The organism is Pantoea sp. UBA7232, from assembly GCF_002473195.1.
Lineage (GTDB): Bacteria > Pseudomonadota > Gammaproteobacteria > Enterobacterales > Enterobacteriaceae > Pantoea > Pantoea eucrina.
In genome coordinates this window covers 152091-170617 of the sequence record NZ_DKTK01000005.1, presented here as the reverse complement: position 1 = coordinate 170617, position 18527 = coordinate 152091, and the positions used below count along the sequence as shown (strand labels likewise).

The 18527-nt window shown below is 55.3% G+C and carries 14 protein-coding genes; 12 read left to right on the top strand and 2 right to left on the bottom strand.

Annotation, left to right across the window (positions count from 1 at the left end; genetic code table 11):
- Positions 1-176: 176 nt before the first annotated feature.
- The 11 genes from B4056_RS02765 (at position 177) to npr (ending at position 8148) form a co-directional block, all read left to right on the top strand.
- Entirely contained in the window at positions 177-1160 is a 984-nt protein-coding gene (locus B4056_RS02765) for a calcium/sodium antiporter (RefSeq protein ID WP_039382222.1), read from the top strand.
- A 12-nt stretch (positions 1161-1172) separates the two neighbouring features.
- Positions 1173-2153: an arabinose-5-phosphate isomerase KdsD gene (gene kdsD / locus B4056_RS02760; protein WP_039382218.1), complete on the top strand. Its 981-nt coding sequence runs from the start codon at positions 1173-1175 to the stop codon at positions 2151-2153.
- Positions 2154-2166: 13 nt separating this feature from the next.
- On the top strand, positions 2167-2733 hold the full coding sequence (gene kdsC / locus B4056_RS02755) for a 3-deoxy-manno-octulosonate-8-phosphatase KdsC (RefSeq protein ID WP_039382215.1): 567 nt from the start codon (positions 2167-2169) through the stop codon (positions 2731-2733).
- The gene (gene lptC / locus B4056_RS02750; RefSeq protein ID WP_065650292.1) at positions 2730-3302 is read left to right on the top strand and encodes an LPS export ABC transporter periplasmic protein LptC; all 573 of its coding nucleotides are present in this window, start codon (positions 2730-2732) and stop codon (positions 3300-3302) included. The genes kdsC and lptC overlap by 4 nt, the downstream gene beginning before the upstream one ends.
- Positions 3277-3831, top strand: a complete 555-nt coding sequence (gene lptA, locus B4056_RS02745) for a lipopolysaccharide ABC transporter substrate-binding protein LptA (protein ID WP_039382207.1) — start codon at positions 3277-3279, stop codon at positions 3829-3831. The genes lptC and lptA overlap by 26 nt, the downstream gene beginning before the upstream one ends.
- A gap of 3 nt (positions 3832-3834) precedes the next feature.
- Entirely contained in the window at positions 3835-4560 is a 726-nt protein-coding gene (gene lptB, locus B4056_RS02740) for an LPS export ABC transporter ATP-binding protein (protein ID WP_039382204.1), read from the top strand.
- Positions 4561-4608: 48 nt separating this feature from the next.
- Entirely contained in the window at positions 4609-6042 is a 1434-nt protein-coding gene (gene rpoN, locus B4056_RS02735; RefSeq protein WP_039382200.1) for an RNA polymerase factor sigma-54, read from the top strand.
- A 21-nt stretch (positions 6043-6063) separates the two neighbouring features.
- Positions 6064-6351: a ribosome hibernation promoting factor gene (gene hpf, locus B4056_RS02730; RefSeq protein ID WP_039382198.1), complete on the top strand. Its 288-nt coding sequence runs from the start codon at positions 6064-6066 to the stop codon at positions 6349-6351.
- A gap of 137 nt (positions 6352-6488) precedes the next feature.
- Entirely contained in the window at positions 6489-6971 is a 483-nt protein-coding gene (gene ptsN / locus B4056_RS02725) for a PTS IIA-like nitrogen regulatory protein PtsN (RefSeq protein WP_039382195.1), read from the top strand.
- Between the two features lie 53 nt (positions 6972-7024).
- Positions 7025-7879: an RNase adapter RapZ gene (gene rapZ, locus B4056_RS02720; RefSeq protein WP_039382191.1), complete on the top strand. Its 855-nt coding sequence runs from the start codon at positions 7025-7027 to the stop codon at positions 7877-7879.
- The gene (gene npr / locus B4056_RS02715; RefSeq protein WP_039382188.1) at positions 7876-8148 is read left to right on the top strand and encodes a PTS phosphocarrier protein NPr; all 273 of its coding nucleotides are present in this window, start codon (positions 7876-7878) and stop codon (positions 8146-8148) included. The genes rapZ and npr overlap by 4 nt, the downstream gene beginning before the upstream one ends.
- A 5-nt stretch (positions 8149-8153) precedes the next feature.
- Here the strand turns inward: npr and mtgA are convergent, their stop codons facing one another.
- Positions 8154-8831 carry a monofunctional biosynthetic peptidoglycan transglycosylase gene (gene mtgA, locus B4056_RS02710; protein ID WP_370513617.1) on the bottom strand — a complete coding sequence of 226 codons (678 nt, stop codon included), beginning with the start codon at positions 8829-8831 and terminating at the stop codon, positions 8154-8156.
- A gap of 929 nt (positions 8832-9760) precedes the next feature.
- Positions 9761-12103, bottom strand: coding sequence for an aerobic respiration two-component sensor histidine kinase ArcB (arcB, locus tag B4056_RS02705; protein WP_288653757.1), 2343 nt, complete (start codon positions 12101-12103; stop codon positions 9761-9763).
- Between the two features lie 887 nt (positions 12104-12990).
- Between arcB and B4056_RS02700 the strand changes: the two genes are divergently transcribed.
- Complete coding sequence (locus B4056_RS02700; RefSeq protein ID WP_039382177.1) at positions 12991-18522, top strand: glutamate synthase-related protein; 5532 nt, start codon at positions 12991-12993, stop codon at positions 18520-18522.
- Positions 18523-18527 lie beyond the last annotated feature (5 nt).

Sequence of the window (18527 nt, the reverse complement as noted above, 5' to 3'; positions counted from 1 at the left end):
TGGTAAACCGCAATTCACGATAGTTTTACAGAAACTTACCGGTTCAGTGTGGCGAAAACGGTCATTAAATTTACTTTTGTCGCTCAGAGAGTCAAAATCAGCGGCTGACTCTCCCCGCATCTCAGGTTTTTTTGCCGGCCAGGGTCCGCCGGCACCGTATCCATCAAGGATTTTTCATGTTTGTAGCTACCGCCCTGTTGTTTATCGGATTGCTGTTACTGGTTTACGGGGCCGATCGACTGGTCTTCAGCGCCGCCATTCTGTGCCGCTCATTCGGTATTCCGCCGCTGATTATCGGCATGACGGTAGTCAGTATCGGCACATCGCTACCGGAGCTGATTATTTCGTTTTCAGCTGCGCAACATGGACAGATGGATTTGGCCGTAGGCACCGCGCTGGGCTCAAACATTACGAATATCCTGTTAATTCTGGGTGGCGCCGCGCTGCTTCATCCTTTAACCGTACACTCCAATTTGATTCGGCGCGAACTTCCGCTGCTGCTGCTGGTCTCTTTGCTGAGCGGCATTATGCTGTTTGATAATTACCTGAGCCGGCTGGATGGTGTGGCGCTGTTGCTGATGGCGCTGTTCTATCTGCTGATCGTGATCCGCATTGCCCGCCGCGCCGGACATGACAACAGCGATACACTCACCCGGGAACAGCTGGCAGAACTGCCGCGCGATGAAGCGGGTAACACGGTAGCCTTTCTCTGGCTGGCGGTCGCGCTGATTATATTGCCGATGTCGACCCGTATGGTCATCGACAATGCCACCGTCTTTGCTGATTACTTTGGCGTAAGCGAGCTGGTGATGGGGCTGACGCTTATCGCGGTAGGGACCAGCCTGCCGGAGCTGGCCACGGTTGTCGCGGGTGCGCTGAAAGGTGAAGATGATATGGCGATTGGTAATCTGATCGGCGCCAATATTTTCAACCTGGCGATTGTTCTTGGCCTGCCCGCGCTGTTTCATCCGGGCGAGGTCAATCCGCTCGCGTTTAGCCGTGATTACTGGGTCATGCTCGGCGTCAGCGTAGTGTTTGCCCTGTTTTGTCTGCTGCGTAAGCGGCGCGTCGGCCGGATAGCCGGCGCGCTGTTACTGAGCGGATTTCTTCTCTGGGTGCTATGGCTGTGGCTCAGCCCCACCCTTCTTACTGGCTATTAAGGATGCACTGATATGTCACAGCAGCATGCAGAGTTTGATTTTCAGCAGGCGGGTAAAAAGGTTCTGCGCATCGAACGTGAAGGACTTGAACAGCTTGATCAGTATATCAATGACGACTTCAGCCGCGCCTGCCAGCTGCTTTATGCCTGCCAGGGAAAAGTCGTGGTGATGGGCATGGGCAAGTCAGGACATATCGGTAAGAAAATGGCCGCGACCTTTGCCAGCACCGGCACCGCCTCCTTTTTTGTGCATCCGGGCGAGGCGAGCCATGGCGACCTCGGCATGGTGAGCGCCAGCGATGTGGTTATCGCCATCTCGAACAGCGGCGAGTCGGCAGAGATCCTGGCGCTGATCCCGGTGCTGAAGCGACAGAAAGTGCAGCTGATCTGTATGACCAGCCGCCCGGAGAGCGCCATGGGCCGCGCGGCAGATGTTCACCTGTGTGTGAAAGTGCCGCAGGAAGCGTGCCCGCTGGGACTGGCGCCAACGTCCAGCACCACGGCAACGCTGGTGATGGGCGATGCGCTGGCGGTGGCGCTGCTTGAGGCGCGCGGTTTTACGCCAGAGGATTTTGCGCTGTCGCATCCTGGCGGCGCGCTGGGTCGTAAACTGCTGCTGCACGTCAGCGACATTATGCACAGCGGCGATGAAATTCCGCACGTCACGCGCGAGGCGTCGCTGCGTGATGCCCTGCTGGAGATCACGCGCAAAAACCTCGGTCTCACGGTGATCGTCGATGACTTAATGAAAATTGAAGGGATTTTTACCGATGGCGATCTGCGCCGTATTTTTGATATGGGCGTCGATTTTCAGTCAGCGCGTATTCAGGACGTCATGACGCGTGGCGGCATCCGCGTCCGGCCAAATATGCTGGCGGTAGAGGCCTTAAATCTGATGCAAAATAAAAATATCACTGCCGTCCTGGTAGCCGATGAAGATCGGCTGCTGGGCGTCGTCCACATGCATGACATGCTGCGCGCTGGCGTAGTCTGAACAGGAAATGTAAATGAACGCTGAAAATGCGCTGGTTGCCACCTGCTATGGTCCGGTATCAGCTGAAGTCATGGCACGGGCAGCGCAAATCCGCCTGCTGATTTGTGATGTCGATGGCGTCATGTCAGACGGCCTGATCTATATGGGAAACAGCGGTGAAGAGCTGAAGGCGTTTAATGTGCGGGATGGCTACGGCATACGTTGCCTGCTGACCTCCGGCATCGAAGTCGCTATTATAACCGGCCGTCGCGCTAAGCTGCTGGAAGATCGCTGTGAAACGCTGGGCATTACGCATCTTTACCAGGGACAATCAGATAAGCTTTTGGCGTGGCGCGAACTTCTGGATAAACTGTCACTGGACAGCACGCAGGTTGCCTATATTGGCGACGATCTGATCGACTGGCCGGTCATGGCGCAGGCGGGTCTGAGTGTTGCCGTAGCGGATGCACATCCGGTCTTGCTGCCGCGTGCAGACTATGTCACACGCATCGGCGGCGGACGCGGTGCGGTACGCGAAATATGCGACCTGATATTACTGGCGCAGAATAAATTTGAGGATGCCAGAGGGCAATCAGTATGAGTAAAAGCAGGCGTTGGATAACGCTGATTCTGGCTCTGGTCGCGCTGATATTGATCGGCTGGAACCTGACGAATCAGGATGAGAGTGCCACGCCGTTGGCTTCAAACGATCAGGAGCCAACCTACACCAGCGCGAACTCTAATACCGTGGTATACAACCCAACGGGTGCACTGGCCTACAAGCTTGTCTCCGATAAAGTGACCTATTTTTCAGCTGATGAAGTCAGCTGGTTTGATCGTCCCGTTATGACAACCTTTGATGAAAACAAAGTGCCAACCTGGTCAGTACGGGCGGACAAAGCAAAGCTAACGAAAGATCGTATGCTTTATCTGTATGGCCACGTTGAAGTGCATACGCTGACGCAGGATTCTCAGCTGGAACGCATTATCACTGATAACGCGCAGGTCAATCTGGTGACCCAGGATGTCATGTCTGACGACCAGGTGACGCTATTTGGCCGCAGTTTTAACTCCACGGGCATGAAGATGCGCGGCAATTTGCGGACAAAAAACGCCGAACTGCTTGAAAAGGTCAAAACCTCTTATGAAATTCAAAATGAACAAAAATAGCGTTAACGCGCTGCTGCTGGGATCGCTGCTGATTGGCAGCCTGCCCGCGCTGGCTGTCACCGGCGACTCAGAAAAACCGGTTAATATCGACTCCGTTAATCAGGCGCTGGATCTGCAGGGCAACGTGGCGACCTTTACCGGCAATGTTATTGTCACGCAGGGCACGATTAAAATTACAGCGGATAAAGTCGTGGTGACCCGTCCCGGCGGCGACAGCAACAAAACTATTGTTGATGCCTATGGCAATCCGGCTACGTTTTATCAGATGCAGGACAACGGCAAGCCGGTTAAAGGCCATGCCGCTAAGCTGCACTATGAGCTGGCCAACGATTTTGTCGAGCTGACCGGTAATGCTTTCATTGAACAGCAGGACAGCAACATCAAAGGCGATCGCATCACCTATCTGGTGAAAGAGCAGAAAATGCAGGCCTATAGTCAGGGTCAAAGCAAACGCGTCACCACGGTGCTGGTTCCTTCACAGCTGCAGGATAAAAACGGTTCCGCTGCGAGCCCTAAAAAGAGTAACTGACCGATGGCAACTTTAGTCGCTGAAAATCTGGCCAAAGCGTATAAAGGCCGCCGCGTAGTGGAAGATGTCAGCCTGCAGGTTAAATCGGGCGAGATTGTCGGACTGCTGGGTCCTAACGGCGCCGGTAAGACCACGACATTTTATATGGTGGTCGGCATTGTCCCGCGCGATGCGGGCCGCATTATTATCGATGATGAGGATATCAGTATCCTGCCCCTGCACGCCCGTGCGCGTCGTGGTATCGGATACCTGCCGCAGGAAGCCTCTATTTTCCGGCGGCTGAGCGTGTATGACAATCTGATGGGCGTGCTGCAGATCCGCGACGATCTGACCGAAGAGCAGCGCCAGGATCGCGCCAATGAGCTGATGGAAGAGTTCCATATTGAGCATCTGCGCAACAGCCTGGGCCAGGCGCTCTCCGGGGGAGAACGTCGCCGCGTTGAAATTGCACGCGCGCTGGCAGCGAATCCAAAGTTCATTCTGCTGGATGAGCCGTTCGCCGGGGTTGACCCCATCTCCGTTATCGATATCAAAAAGATCATCGAACATTTGCGCGACAGCGGCCTCGGTGTCCTGATCACCGACCATAACGTGCGTGAAACGCTGGCCGTCTGCGAACGCGCCTATATTGTCAGCCAGGGCAATCTGATTGCACACGGCACGCCGGATGAAATTCTGGCAGATGAGCAGGTTAAGCGGGTTTATTTGGGCGAAGAGTTCAGACTCTGATAAGGTGTCGATTAACCCGATATTCGCTTAGGACATTCAAGCCGGATTATGAAGCAAGGTTTGCAACTCAGGTTCAGCCAACAGCTGGCGATGACCCCCCAGCTGCAACAGGCCATTCGCCTGCTGCAGCTCTCTACGCTTGAACTCCAGCAGGAGCTCCAGCTGGCGCTGGAGAGCAATCCGCTACTTGAGCAGACCGATATTCATGATGAAGTGGACGCACGCGAAACGCAGGAAAGCGATACGTTAGATACCCGTGAGGCGCTGGAACAGAAAGAGATGCCTGACGAGTTGCCGCTGGATGCGTCGTGGGATGAAATTTATACCGCCGGCACCCCTTCCGGCACCGGAACAGATTATCAGGATGATGAACTGCCGGTGTATCAGGGAGAAACCACGCAGTCGCTGCAGGATTACCTGATGTGGCAGGTGGAGCTGACCCCGTTTACCGATACCGATCGCGCTATTGCGACATCGATTGTTGATGCGATCGACACGACCGGTTATCTCACCGTGACGCTGCAGGAAATTTGCGACAGTATCGGTGACGATGAGCTGACGCTGGATGAGGTAGAGGCGGTTCTCAAGCGCGTCCAGCGGTTTGATCCGGTTGGCGTAGGCGCGCGCGATCTGCGCGACTGTCTGCTGGTTCAGCTATCGCAATATGCGGCTGACGCTCCTATGCTAAAAGAGGCGCGCCTGATTGTCAGTGAACATCTCGATCTGCTGGCTAATCACGACTTCCGCAGCCTGATGCGGGTGACCCGCCTGAAAGAAGAGGTGCTGAAAGAGGCGATGCTGTTGATACAGTCGCTCGATCCGCGCCCCGGACAATCGATTAATACGGGTGAACCGGAATACGTTATTCCGGATGTGCTGGTGCGCAAAGCGGGCGCACGCTGGATAGTGGAATTGAACGCTGAAAGCCTGCCGCGTCTGCGGATCAACCAGCACTATGCCGCCATGGGCGGTTCAGCGCGCAGCGATAGCGACAGCCAGTTTATTCGCAATAATCTGCAGGAAGCGCGCTGGCTCATTAAAAGCCTGGAGAGTCGTAATGACACTCTGCTCAAGGTTACCCGCTGTATCGTTGCGCAGCAGCAGGCGTTTTTTGAGCAGGGCGAAGAGTATATGCGTCCGATGGTGCTGGCAGATATCGCGCAACAGGTCGATATGCACGAGTCCACCATCTCACGCGTGACCACGCAAAAATATCTGCACAGTCCGCGTGGTATTTTTGAGCTGAAATATTTTTTCTCCAGCCATGTCAGCACGGAAGGCGGCGGCGAAGCCTCGTCTACGGCCATTCGTGCGCTGGTAAAAAAACTGGTCGCGGCAGAAAATCCCGCAAAGCCCTTGAGCGACAGCAAACTGACCGCCATGTTATCTGAACAGGGTATTATGGTAGCGCGACGTACGGTTGCGAAGTATCGCGAGTCTTTATCTATACCGCCATCAAACCAGCGTAAACAGCTGGTCTGACCGAACTCAGAAGGAAGACCTATGCAGCTAAACCTTACCGGACTCAATGTCGAAATCACTGACCCGCTGCGCGAATTTGTGAACAGCAAATTTGGCAAACTTGAACACTATTACGATCGCATCAATCAGGTTTATATTGTTCTGAAAGTGGAGAAAGTGACTCAGATTGCAGAGGCAACTCTGCACGTTAACGGCGGTGAGCTGCACGCCACAGCGGAAGCGGAAGATATGTACGCGGCCATTGACGGGCTGGTTGATAAGCTGGCACGTCAGTTGACCAAACATAAAGACAAACTGAAAAAACACTAACCTTCACGTTTGCAGAGCGCTGACCCGTTCAGCGCTCAGGGAAAAATGGGGCGGAAGAGCGCCCCGTTTTATCATCTGCGCAAGCGCCAGCAGGGCTTTTCGCTCTGTGGCTATGTGAACTCGCAAGTGAAACCACGATGAACAACGATCTGACACTGGAATTGAGCTCGGTTCTGACGCCTGACTGCACCCGCAGCGGCGTACACTGCCAGAGTAAAAAACGCGCGCTGGAGATTATCAGCGAACTGGCGGCTAAGCAGCTCAATCTGCCGCACCAGACGCTTTTCGAAGCGATTCTGACCCGCGAGCGTATGGGCAGTACCGGCATTGGCAACGGCATTGCTATTCCGCATGGCAAACTGGAAGAGGACACGCTGCGGGCAGTGGGAGTGTTTATCAGCCTCGATCAGCCTATTGCTTTTGACGCCGTGGATAATCAGCCGGTCGATCTGCTGTTCGCTCTGCTGGTGCCTGCCGATCAGTGTAAGACGCACCTTCATACCCTGTCGCTGGTCGCAAAACGCCTGGCAGATAAGACGGTCTGCCGTCGCCTGCGTGCGGCCCAGAGTGATCAAGAGCTCTACGCCATTATCACAGAAGCTCAGGAAGCGCATTCGTAATCAGTACATAGCGTTACCGGTCTGCAGGCCGGATAAAACAGGGGAGAATAGTGATGGTGCTGATGATCGTCAGTGGTCGATCAGGCTCAGGTAAATCAGTTGCGCTGCGTGCCCTGGAGGATATGGGCTTTTACTGTGTCGACAATCTGCCGGTAGTTCTGCTGCCTGAGCTGGCGAATACGCTGACAGAGCGGAATATTTCGGCGGCGGTAAGTATTGATGTACGCAACATGCCGGAGTCGCAGGAAGTCTTTGAGCTGGCGTTAAATAATCTGCCTGACTCTTTCTCTCCTCAGCTGCTGTTTCTGGATGCCGATCGCAATACGCTGATCCGGCGCTACAGCGACACCCGTCGCCTGCATCCGCTCTCCAGCAAAAACCTGTCGCTGGAAAGCGCCATTGATGAAGAGAACGATCTGCTGGAGCCGCTGCGCTCGCGTGCCGATCTGATTATTGATACCTCAGAGATGTCAGTGCATGAGCTGGCTGAGATGCTGCGCACCCGCCTGCTGGGCAAGCGCGAACGCGAACTCACGATGGTGTTTGAGTCGTTCGGTTTCAAACACGGTATCCCGATCGATGCCGACTACGTGTTTGACGTGCGCTTTTTGCCTAACCCGCACTGGGATCCCAAGCTGCGTCCGATGACGGGCCTCGATCGACCGGTGGCGGCGTTCCTGGATCGGCATACAGAAGTACATAATTTTATCTACCAGACGCGCAGCTATCTTGAGCTATGGCTGCCGATGCTGGAAACCAACAACCGCAGCTACCTTACTGTGGCGATCGGCTGTACCGGTGGCAAACATCGTTCCGTGTATATCGCCGAGCAGCTGGCTGACTATTTCCGTTCGCGCGGTAAAAACGTGCAGTCGCGTCATCGCACACTGGAAAAGCGTAAATCATGACCGTAAAGCAAACTGTCGAAATCCGTAACAAGCTGGGTATGCATGCGCGCCCGGCGATGAAGCTGTTTGAGCTGGTGCAGAGCTTTGACGCGGATGTTCTGCTGCGCAATGAAGCGGGCACCGAGGCTGAGGCGAGCAGCGTTATTGCGCTGCTGATGCTGGATTCAGCAAAAGGCGGTCATATTGAAATTGAAGCCAGCGGACCGCAGGAAACTGCGGCGCTTGCCGCCGTTATTGAGCTGTTTGAATCGGGCTTTGACGAAGAGTAAAGGTTTTAGTGTAGCCGGTAGCGATTCAGGAAACCCTCCCCTCCCAGCTGGCGCATCTGACGCATGATCCACTGCTGACGCTGGCGAACATAGCCTGAAGGCGCATCCGCGCGAAAACGGATCGGATTAGGCAATACTGCAGCCAGCAGGGCAGCCTCTGCGATAGTCAGGCGGCTGGCGGGCTTATGGAAATAGTGCTGCGCTGCGGCTTCAGCGCCAAAAATACCGGGACCGAACTCAGCGATATTAAGATAGACCGTCAGAATACGACGTTTACTCCAGACGGTTTCAATGCCAACCGTCATCCCCGCCTCCAGCCCTTTACGTAGCCAGCTACGTCCGTCCCACAAAAAGAGATTTTTCGCGGTCTGCTGAGAAAGCGTTGACGCGCCACGCATGCGCTCGCCGCTGCTGTTGTCGAGCACCTGCTGAATAGCGCCAACGTCAAAACCCCAGTGCTCAGGGAATTTCTGATCTTCGGCGGCAATCACGGCCAGCGCCATCCACGGGGAGATGTTATCCATGCTGACCCACTCTGAATGTGCGACATAACTGATATCTCCGTGCAGCCAGGCGCCTGCCTGACGTTCCGCCATAACCGCGGAAAAAGGCACGGGTAAAAAAGCGAAAACGGCAATTCCTCCGATCCAGAGTACTGCCCATGCCAGCAGACATTTAACCATCAGCGACCTGAAAAGGCTGAACCCTTTCCCTCTGTATTTTTTCATTACGTCTTCCTGTATCCCTTCCCTGTATTAATTAATCACTCTGGTCATGATTGCGTCCAGTGCGCATTGTTATACCTGCCTGCATGCAGCCAGCCGGTTTCCGGAGCTGAAAAAGCGTTCAGGCCAGCAGCGGCTCTTGTGCTGATAACCTGAAACATCAAAGACTTCCATCTTTAAGGAATCGGTTCCATGCATAAAAAACACGCAAAGCAAACTTCAGACCGCCGTTAACCTGCACTAATAGTCATGTTAATAAGACTTTCATATAGCTTAACATTTGCAAAGAATAGCTTAGCGTTTCCTGACTATCGTCTGCTATGAGATCGGTTTCAGACACATATTATGCTGCCAGAAAGCCGAATCCCCCGGTAATTGTCCGTAAATCAAATTTTACACTCTGACCGGCCTGTTTTTCAGAATGACCGTTCTGGAAGTTTAACCGCCTGCTTTCCAAAACGTTTCGGATAAATGTGACGCAGTACGGCTATTTTTATTACAAAACAATAGCATAAAGGCTATTTTCCTGATAACAATCCGCCCCCTTATAGCTATCAGGTCTTTCGCCGCTTCACTCAATCATGATGGCGAAAAATCAGTCAAAACCGGTTAATATCGATTAAATAACAAACAAATCAGCGGGGAAATTGACTCCCCGCTTGACAGTGTTGTCAAATTAATGTTTTCTGTAGCGGAACGTTGTTCAACATCACACAATTTAATGAATCTTGTCGCGCAGGCTGGCAAATTTGCTAAGGTGATTTTGTAACGTTAACCAATACCTGACTGCTGCTTTTTACTTCAATTAACCATAACAGCAGCAGTCACTTTTTCCCTGGTGTTGGCGCAGTATTCGCGCACCCCGGTTTCGACCGGGGTCATTTTTTTTAGCGCTTCTGATTTTCCCGCCCGGCAACCCATTCACGCAGTACGGCAACATCCTGTCGCCACTCCTGCTTCAGTTCATCGATCCACTCCTGCACATTGTCCCACCAGGCCGGCAGTTCCGGTGACTGGATCTGTTTTGCCAGCTGCTGCAGATGCAGCAAGCCTACCGATCCCGCGGCACCTTTAATTTTGTGCCCCTCTTCGGCAATGCCTTTTTGATCGCGCGCCATCATATTGGAATCAAGTACATCAAGATAACCAGGCATCATCTGTTCAAACATTGTCAGGCTCTGTGTGATCAGGCCAGGCCCGACCAGCTCGATATACTGCTCCAGCATCGCCACATCCAGCAGCATGCGCGACTGCGTATCCGCGACAGGCATATCTGTCTCTTCTTCCTCGCCCTGATAATCCCAGAATTTTTTGATCACCGCCGTCAGCGCCGGTACCGCCAGCGGTTTACTGAGTACTTCATCCATTCCGGCATCGAGATACTCTTTTTTATCTTTAAGTACGTTGGCCGTCAGCGCGACCAGCGGCGGCAGCTGCACGCCCTTATGCTGCTGATGGATAGCGCGCGCAACGTCCAGTCCGGTCATATCCGGCAGCTGAATATCCAGCAGCACCAGGTCAAACTCCTGCGGATCAAACAGGCTTAGCGCGTCATGGCCATTCATGGCGACCTCAACGCTGCAGCCGAGCTTCTCCAGCACCGAGCGGGCGACAATCACATTCAGTTCAATATCTTCCACCAGCAGTACGTGCAGCACCGGCAGCGGCAGGCTGTCATCCAGGCCGGTATCTTCCACTTCGTCAGCCACGCGCGGCGCGTTAATCTCAACCACAAAGCAGGAGCCTTTACCCGGCGCGCTGCTGACGGTGATATCTCCGCCCATCGCCTGCGCCAGGCGGCGCGATACCGCCAGCCCGATACCGGTACCGGTCGCGGGTTTGCCGCCGTGCTGATCTTTAACCTGATAATACATGGCAAAGATTTTGTCCTGCTCCTCCTGCGGAATACCCATTCCTGAATCCTGCACTTCAAAGCGCAGCGTTTCATTCGCGCTGTACGCGACCCGCACGACAATCTCTCCCTCGCGGGTGAATTTCACGGCGTTTCCAATCAGGTTCCACAGGATCTGCCGTAAGCGCGTGCCGTCAGCCAGAATTTTATGCGGCAGCGGCAGCGCGGGCTGCATAACAAACTTCAGATCTTTCGGCTGGGCCAGCAGGCCGGATAAGTTTTCGAGATCGGCAAGGAAACCGGTGAAATCAAGCGGCTGGTTATCCAGCTGAACTTTGCGCCGCTCGATTTTGTCCACTTCGATCACATCGTTAAAGATATTGCCCAGCGTAATGGCTGAGACGTGAATCGTTTTCAGGTACTTCAGCTGCTCCTGGCTGAGCTCGGTATCCAGCAGAATACGGCTCAGACCCACGATGCCGTTCAGCGGCGTGCGCAGCTCGTGGCTGATCGTTGAAATAAAGGTGGTTTTCTCCCGGCTGGCGTTCTCCAGCGCATCCTGATAGCGCTTACGCTCCGTGATATCGCGTCCGAATCCCATCAGGCCGCTGCGCTTGCCCACCCGATCGTAATAGGGCACTTTACGGATTTCAAAACAGGCTTTGCGCCCGTCCGGATACTGCAGCCACTGCTCATAGGTGAGCGATACGTTATGGCGAAACACCTTTTCGTCTGTTTCCAGTACCTTGGTCGCTGCCTCATCATCATAAATATCGCGCGGCGTCAGTCCGATCAGCTGTTTTTCACTTAGGCCGGTCAGCAGCTCCATGGCGCGGTTGCAGCCGGAGAACTGTTTGTCGATATTACGGTAGAAGACCAGATCGGGCGATGCATCCAGAAATGAGCGCAGGAAAGAGGATTGCTGCTCCAGCTCAATCTGCGCCTGCTCGCGGCGCGCCATCTCTTCACGCAGCTTATCCATCACCTGTTTACGCGCCTCTTCTGCGCTGATGCGATCGCTGATCTCCTGATTCAGCTGCGTGATGGTCTGTTTCATCTGCTGATTAAGCTCGAGATCGCGCGTGCGCATCTCTTCCAGCTTATCAACCAGCTTCGTTAGCCGCTGACGCGACTCCTCCAGCTGATCGACCACGACTGACAGGAAATAGACCGCCCAGGGCGTAATCAGCAGACCAAAGAAGACCGAGCGCACCACGTCGATACTTTCCACATGCCCGCGCAGTACCATAGTGACCGCCATCTGGACAATCATCGCCAGCACCACCAGCGCCGACGCCAGCAGCAGTGAAAAGCGCACCAGACCGAGTTTGACCATCAGGTCGACATAATATTGAGCTAACAGACGAATTTGTTTCATGGCAGATCCCCTGAACGAATGGCGCCATCATAACGTAATTAGCCTGCGTCTGCCCGGGCTGACCGGGATATTGCGCCCGCCTGACGCCCCATCATAGTGCATCCGCGCCCGGCTTGAACGTTATCTGGCGCGCGCTGAGTAAAGCACTTGACTAATTTGCACAGGTGAATAATCTGAAAGGCCGTCTGCGCGCAGCTAAGCGTCAGACCTTATTGCTCTCTTTCGCCTGTGGCAGCTGATTTCTCAGCATACTGCCACCCCTCCTTATTGCATACTGATTCACATTTAACGAAATTTTACTCAGTTACCTTCTGATTAGTTTTGCTTATACAGACCTATATTTAATTCAAAACAGACGCCATAAGAAAAACAGATACATGACATGCCGGTCTGCACAGCTACGATATTTTATGCTGCTATAAGCAGCACTGCCAGCAGGGTAAAGTAATATCGCCGCCTGCAGATAGTGAGACGGCTCACACTTAGCAGGGGTTTAAATCGGCGCTTATTGACATAAATTTACTGTTAAAAAATATAAAATTCATAAGGTTAACCTCTTTTTTCTGCAGATATAGGGCTCAGCGCTCTCTATTTGACCTCTGTGCGCTTTCCCGATAAGTTGAAATTCCGCTGGATGCTTTCCAGTCGGGACTGTGTCTCGACATATCTATGCAGCAAGAAGACTCCCTCTGGATGCAAGTTATCTCCCGTTAGAGACCGGATTGAAGAGCAACTCATCAAGGACGTTATACCCGGATCCTGAGAGTCATTGCTCGGTGTGGCGACGCCCGCGTACAGCGCGGAAAAAACCAGTGAAACAGCACGCGTCAGCGCTCTGTGCCTGAAACAGAACAGGCAATGTCTAAAGCAGTTTAAGGAGACTCTCAATGTCCACGCAAAAACCTCATTCCTATGGTTTGTACGACCCGGCCGCAGGCAGCGATAGCTGTGGTGTAGGTTTTATTACCCGCAAGGACGGCGAGCAGACACATGACATTCTGCAGATGGCGCACAGCGCACTCTGCACCGTGCCGCATCGCGGCGGGATGTCCGCAGAGGGTGTCGGTGATGGTGCCGGCGTTAACGTCGATCTCTCGCTTAACTTTTTCCGTAAATTAACCGGCCAGGCGCTGGAAGCTGGCCAGTTTGGCGTAGGCAACTTTTTTGTCCCGAAAGATGCCGCGCTGCGGGCTAATGCCGAACGTCTGGTTGAAGAGACGCTGGCCGCATGGAATTTCCCGGTGCTGCTGAAGCGCGATATGCCGCTGGATAATAGCGTAACCCGCCCTGCCGCCGTGGCGTTTCAGCTGCCGATTGTGCAGTGGGTGTTTGCCGCTCCGCCTGCGCTGACGAATCAGACTGACTTCGAACGTCAGATCTACCGGGCGCTGCTGGATATCGAAGCGCGCGCGTTCACCGAAAGTGAGTTTGGCGGCCTCTATCCGCTCTCACTCTCTTCCCGCACGCAGGTGTTTAAAGCGCGTCTGAACTCGAATGAAGTGATCCCTTACTTTAAAGACCTCACCGACAGCGATCACCAGGTGCGCGGACTCTTTTTCCATACCCGCTTCTCGACCAATACCGATCCCCATACCACTATGGCACAGCCGTTCCGCCTGATGGCGCATAACGGCGAGCTGAATACCGATCGTAAAAACCGCATTGCTGAAGCGGCGCTGATGCTGGCGCGCGGTAAAAAAATTGTCCGCCCTAAAGGCCAGTCTGACAGCTCGCGTCTTGACCAGAGCATCCACAGCCGCCTGATGGAAGACGATCTCGACCTGATCACCGCCGTGGTCTCCATGATGCCCCCGGCGTGGGAGAACGACAGTTCACTCTCCGCTGACGTGCGTGCGATGCTGGAGTACTTTTCGCTGTATGAAGAGAAAAATGATGGTCCGGCCGCGCTGATTTTCGGCAACGGCGAGGTCATCGGTGCCCGTCTGGATCGCCTGGGCCTGCGTCCGCTGCGTTCAGTGGAAACTGCCGACTATATCGGTGCCATGTCAGAAGCGGGCCAGATTGCCTTTCCGCCAGAAAGCGTACTGCGTCGCGGCCGCATCGAAGCGGGCGGTATGCTCTATTACGATCACAAAGAGAAGCGCGCCTATACCACGACCGAAGCGCTGGAAAAACTGGCGGCCGCAAAAGATTATCGTGCCCTGCTGCAGGCGGCGCGCGTCGAGCTGCATGAGCTGCCGGAAATTCCGGCCGAGAAGCTTGGCTCTCCGCTGCGCTATCGCGGCGATCTCAAAACCTACCAGCGTTTTGTCGCCTACTACTACAACCAGGAAAGCTTCAAGTTCATGATGGATCCGATGCTGCAGACCGGTGCGGAGAAGATCTCCGCAATGGGTTACGGCAACGCCATCAACGGCCTTTCCGATCATGAAGGCGGCATGGCGCACTACTTTTCGCAGCGCTTTGCGCAGGTGACCAACCCGCCGCTCGACTCTATCCGTGAAGCTGACGGCATGACGCTGCGCGTGGCGCTGGGCGCAAAACCCCACCTTGGCCGTAGCAAAGGGCAGCAAATTATTGTTCCCAGTCCGATCCTGACCCACCTTGATATGCTGCGCCTGCGCGAGCAGAACGTGGCACCTTACGCGCGCTTTGAAATGCTCTATGAGCCGGTGACCGGCAAAGATATCGTCAGCCGCGCCGCTAATGCCAGCGCGCTGGAAAAAGCGATAGATAATCTGGCTCAGCAGGTGGTGGATTTCGCCCGTACGCAGGGCGGCATTGCCGTGATCACCGATCGTCACGTATCAACCACGCATGCCGCCATGCCGATGCTGCTGGTGATCTCCGCCATTAACCAGCGTCTGGTGCAGGAAGGGCTGCGTCTGGATGTCTCTCTGGTGGTTGAGAGCGGTCAGAGCATCTCGTCGCACCATATCGCTGCCACGCTCGGCTTCGGTGCTTCCGCCGTCTATCCGCTGGGCGTACAGATGCGCGCAGAAGAGAAATTTGGTGAAGGCGAAGAGGGTAATAAGGCGTTCAGGCGCTATGCCAAAGCCGCTGAGAAAGCGCTGATGAAGACCATGGGTAAAGTGGGCCTCTGCACCGTCGAGAGCTACAGCTGCGGTGAGTTTTTTGAGCCTAATTTTCTCGATACTGAAGATCCGGTGCTGAAAAAATATTTTCCGAATATCAAAACCCCGGTGGGTGGCGCAGGCTTCCCGGCGATCGCCCAGATGGCAGTAGACTGGCATCAAAGCGCGCTGAAAATCCAGGGTGAAGCGGAAGTGCCGCTGCTTGGCCTGTTCAAAGAGCGTGCGGAAGGTGCCGGTCACTCCTACGGCACCATCGCCGTGCGAACCTTTATCGATATGACTGAACAGCCGATCCGCTTTGCCGATAAGGCGCGCGAAGAGGATAACTTTATCCGTCTGATGACGCTCGCCAGGCTGGAAAACGCGTTTGGTATTAAAGCGGACGCATTCAAAGAGAGCAGCTTTGAACGGATCCCGAATGCGGTCATCGATACCTTTGCCATTACGCCGGATTACCGTCAGTTCTCCAGCCTGATGCATGCTGAGCGCAAACGCCGTCCGGCAGCGCTGCGTGACATTCTTGCCCTGCCCTGCGATCTGACCCACGTTGACAGTGAAGCGGAGTTTGGCCGCAAGCTGGGCCGCTATTCGCTGGTGAACAATGGTTTCGCCATCCGTGGCCTGCAGTGTCAGACGGTGGCGGGCAGCCTGAACCAGTTTGAACTGCGCCTGATCGACGCGATTGCCGGTCTGAAACCGGAGCAGGAGCGTCTGGCGGCGCTGGCGCGTGCGCTCAGCACCCGCTTCCGGGATGACATTGAGAGCAGCAGCGTGGAAGAGAGCGTGCTGCGCATTACCGCCTATGGTAAGGCCGCAGAGTACCTGGCAAAAATTTTCACGGCGCAGCCTTCGCTGCCGCTGGAGGAGATTCAGCCGGCACACGAAATCACCCGCACCTTCGCTTCCGGTGCAATGAGCCACGGAGCGCTGGTTGCGCCTGCGCATGAAGCCGTCGCGCACGGCACCAATATGGTGGGCGGCATGAGTAACTGCGGTGAAGGCGGCGAGCACTATTCGCGTCACGGCACCATCCGCGCCTCGCGCATTAAACAGCTGGCTTCAGGACGTTTTGGTGTCTGGGCGGCCTACCTGGCCGATCCGATGCTGGAAGAGCTGGAGATCAAAATTGGTCAGGGTGCAAAACCTGGCGAAGGCGGTCAGCTGCCGGCGCCTAAAGTCACGGTAGAGATTGCTGCCGCACGCGGCGGCACGCCCGGTGTGGAGCTGGTGTCGCCTCCGCCTCACCATGACACCTACTCCATTGAGGATCTGGCACAGCTGATCCACGACTGCAAAGCCGCGCGCGTGCGCGTTATTGTCAAACTGGTCTCTTCAGAAGGTATCGGCACCATTGCGGTGGGCGTAGCCAAAGCCGGCGCCGACGTCATTAACGTGGCGGGCAACACCGGCGGAACCGGTGCGGCATCGGTAACCAGCCTGAAATATACCGGCCGCGTGGCAGAAATCGGTATTGCTGAAGTTCATCAGGCGCTGTGCGCCAATGGCCTGCGTGACAAAGTACAGCTCCGCTGCTCCGGCGCGCAGCAGACCGGCAGCGACGTGATTAAATCCGCGCTGCTGGGCGGCGATAGCTTTGAGTTTGGTACCACGGCACTGATGATGCTGAAGTGCGTGATGGCGAAAAACTGCAACGTGAAGTGCCCGGCGGGCTTAACCACCAATGCCGAAGCCTTTGATGGCGATCCGCGTCAGCTGGCGCAGTACTTCATCAACGTGGCGCAGGAAGTGCGCGAGTTTCTCGCCCGCCTCGGCCTGCGCTCGCTGCGTGAGGCGCGCGGCCGGGCCGATCTGCTGCACCTGATGGATCATCCGCTGGAAGTGGGCAAACTCGATCTGCGCGCCATGCTGACGGTAGTACCGGAACAGAAAATCGCGCATCCGGTCTATCTGGAAAAAGATTTTACGCTCGACGACGGCTGGGTAACGGAAGTGACGGCGCAGCTGGTTGAGCAGGCGGGCCGTGAGGTTACTCTGGGCAACGGCGTGACGCTGAATAACCGCAATAAAAGCGTTGGCGGACAGCTGGCTATCGATATCGAGCGCCTGCTGAACCATACGCTACCGGCTGAGCAGCGCCTCCTGCTGCCGGCGGTGCTGAAGGACGATCGCGGGCGCCACTACCTGGCGCCACGCACGGTGCAAATCCATACCCAGGGCGCAGCCGGACAATCATTCGGGGCGTTCTGTAACGACGGCATGCTGATGCAGCACTACGGCACCTGTAACGATGGCGTAGGCAAAGGTCAGTGCGGCGGTGAGCTGGTGGTGATGTCACCAGGCGGCGGCGCACAGGATAGCGATGGCAACGTGCTGATCGGCAACTTTGCGCTGTTTGGTGCCACCGGCGGCCGGCTGTTTGTGCAGGGCCAGGCGGGCGATCGCTTCGCGGTACGTAACTCCGGCGCCACCGCCGTGGTGGAAGGCGTGGGCGATTTCTGCTGTGAATATATGACCAACGGCGCCATCCTTAACCTCGGCACCTTTGGCAAAGGCTTTGGCAACGGCATGAGCGGCGGCTTCGCTTATCAGTATGACCCGTACGGCAACCTTGCCGGCCATGCGGCGGGAGACTCCGTACTCTTTGGTTCCATTGCGGATGATAACGAGATGGCGCGCGTGCATAAGCAGGCGGTACTGACCATGCTGAACTGGCATCTGGAAGCGACCCGCTCGCCACGCGCCGCCTGGCTGCTGGCGAACTGGGAGAGCGAATGTCAGCACTTTGTGTATGTTATGCCGCGTTCGCTGCTGCTCTACCAGGATGGTGGTGAGATCCTGAAAGCAAAATCGCGCAAAGATCTGCTGGAAGAGCTTTCAACCTCGCTGGCTGCACACCAGGTAGCCAAATTTAAAGCGGCGTGGCGCAGCGGCAAAACCATTGCTGACGGGGCCGTACCCGCCTACGGTGCGACCGATACGCAGGAGATGTTTATCCTGCTTAACAACTACACCGTGCTGAGCTTTGCGCAGCAGCTGGCGCTGGGCAAGCTGCCGAAAGGCACCGCAGTGGAAGATCCGGCGGTTGAAAAAGCGGTACGCAATCTGCTGATGACCGAGGATTTTGCGCTGGTCAGTAAGCTGCAGCGGCACGCCCGCGCGGCAATTGAGAGCTACAGCGATGATGAGCTGGCAAGCCTGATCGCGGCAAAACGCATGGCTGATTACAAAGCGGCATTAACGCAGCGTAATATCCGCTCTATGGATAGCCTGGCGACCTATGGCTGGATCATCTATCAGGATGCGCGCCATCGCGAGGTGCTGGGCCACCTGCCGGACTTTGAAGAGCTGTTTGCGCGTGCGGCGCTGCCGGAAATTGCCGCTGCGGTCGGAAAACTGTCCTGATCGCG

Coding starts and splice junctions, on each gene's coding strand:
- npr (WP_039382188.1), top strand. CDS start 7,876: ATGACCGTAAAGCAAACTGTCGAAATCCGTAACAAGCTGGGTATGCAT.
- mtgA (WP_370513617.1), bottom strand. CDS start 8,831: ATGGTTAAATGTCTGCTGGCATGGGCAGTACTCTGGATCGGAGGAATT.
- lptC (WP_065650292.1), top strand. CDS start 2,730: ATGAGTAAAAGCAGGCGTTGGATAACGCTGATTCTGGCTCTGGTCGCG.
- kdsC (WP_039382215.1), top strand. CDS start 2,167: ATGAACGCTGAAAATGCGCTGGTTGCCACCTGCTATGGTCCGGTATCA.
- B4056_RS02765 (WP_039382222.1), top strand. CDS start 177: ATGTTTGTAGCTACCGCCCTGTTGTTTATCGGATTGCTGTTACTGGTT.
- B4056_RS02700 (WP_039382177.1), top strand. CDS start 12,991: ATGTCCACGCAAAAACCTCATTCCTATGGTTTGTACGACCCGGCCGCA.
- lptA (WP_039382207.1), top strand. CDS start 3,277: ATGAAATTCAAAATGAACAAAAATAGCGTTAACGCGCTGCTGCTGGGA.
- ptsN (WP_039382195.1), top strand. CDS start 6,489: ATGAACAACGATCTGACACTGGAATTGAGCTCGGTTCTGACGCCTGAC.
- lptB (WP_039382204.1), top strand. CDS start 3,835: ATGGCAACTTTAGTCGCTGAAAATCTGGCCAAAGCGTATAAAGGCCGC.
- hpf (WP_039382198.1), top strand. CDS start 6,064: ATGCAGCTAAACCTTACCGGACTCAATGTCGAAATCACTGACCCGCTG.
- rapZ (WP_039382191.1), top strand. CDS start 7,025: ATGGTGCTGATGATCGTCAGTGGTCGATCAGGCTCAGGTAAATCAGTT.
- rpoN (WP_039382200.1), top strand. CDS start 4,609: ATGAAGCAAGGTTTGCAACTCAGGTTCAGCCAACAGCTGGCGATGACC.
- kdsD (WP_039382218.1), top strand. CDS start 1,173: ATGTCACAGCAGCATGCAGAGTTTGATTTTCAGCAGGCGGGTAAAAAG.
- arcB (WP_288653757.1), bottom strand. CDS start 12,103: ATGAAACAAATTCGTCTGTTAGCTCAATATTATGTCGACCTGATGGTC.